We start from the raw sequence: 1,377 nt of genomic DNA, 5'->3' as shown, positions 1-1,377 counted from the left end.
AGAGAGAATTTCCTCGTCCCAATTTTCTGCATTAGATATGGTTTTGATGGAATCATCTGACAGCACAAGTTGCTTAGCATTATATTGGTACACCGAACTAGCAATCAGCGACTTTTCCTGTCCATCGATAACTAGCTGCCTATACATCAGCTTGCCAACAATTATTTCAAAGTCAGTTACTTGTCGAGAAATTTGCCCAGTTTTTCGATTCTTTTTGTCTTTGGTAAATTGTGGAGTTAATACCATTTTAAGTTCATTGATATATGCTTCATGACCGATGCCTTCGGCCAGTTTTAGATTATGCAATGATCTCATCGGAACGCCAACGACTTTGTATTTGTTTTCTCTTTTGCCCCTAATTTTTACAATGGATAAATAAGCATCCACATTATTGCTATACCCACCATAAATGTTAACCGGCTTGCCTTGTTTGATAGGAATCAATGTGGAATTTTCCGCGACTTTGGCTGGAAAAAGTTTCTGTTTGAACATCATTCCATTCAGAGAAAACACTTCTTGTGAAATCAACATAAATTTATAATGATAAACATCCTTCAACTGCTTAATTGAAGTTTCGCGATCCCAAATTACCTCACCAGTTTCGGTGTCAGCAATTCTCGCCTGGGTATCATCTGTTAAATCATGCAGGAAGTTGAAATTACGCATGGTAACCTTATCTTCTCTGAATTTCTTGAAGTCACCATAAACGAAGTAAGGACGTAGCTTAATATATCTGTGATATAGATATCTGCCTAAGAATGCGGTCAGATAAGCATCAAAGGCATGATGGTAATCATTGATTTCACGGTTCTTGATAAAGGCGAACTCATCTCGCATCTGATGGTTCATCCGAGCCGTAATTTCAATAATCTTGGTATCATCATTGCGATATTTGTCACCAAGAATATTTGCAACAAGCTTGATCACCTGGCTGGTTTCCACTAACTGTCGTCTAATAAAACCGTGCATGGCAAACTTACTAATGGTGTCAGGATTCGTTTGAAGATTCTTTAGTTTGCGTTTATTGATCAATCCCGCTTCAGCAAGCTGTTCCCAGAAGTGAGCCATTTTGACGCCAAACAGCTTCAGTGGAACATTAGCTGACTTACCATTGTTCACTGCCCTTGATACAAGCACCCGGTTACTTAATGAATCATCCTTGATAAACGCCTGTGGCAAAATATGATCAATATCATAATTACTGATTTCATCGATATTAATTGGCTTACCCGTATACATATCCCTCCCAAGCTGAGTGAAGTAAAGATACAGGCGATCAGTCAGACCCTTCTTAGACTTCGAAGCATTATCCAATTCAGATAGAATGTCAGGGTTCATGGATTTAACCAAGGTCTTAGAAGCTGTCCAAGATCTATT

1 protein-coding gene is annotated in these 1,377 nt (G+C 38.6%); it reads right to left on the bottom strand.

Going from position 1 to position 1,377, the window contains the following annotated elements; genetic code table 11:
* Positions 1-1,377, bottom strand: a 1,377-nt coding sequence (gene cas9 / locus JCM11969_RS16685; RefSeq protein WP_156319424.1) for a type II CRISPR RNA-guided endonuclease Cas9, incomplete at both ends; no start/stop codon positions are given.

It is taken from the genome of Secundilactobacillus paracollinoides DSM 15502 = JCM 11969, assembly GCF_001311135.1.
In the GTDB taxonomy this organism is placed as follows: domain Bacteria; phylum Bacillota; class Bacilli; order Lactobacillales; family Lactobacillaceae; genus Secundilactobacillus; species Secundilactobacillus paracollinoides.
The sequence above is the reverse complement of the archived record's forward strand: the minus strand, read 5'-3'. Positions and strand labels throughout refer to the sequence as shown.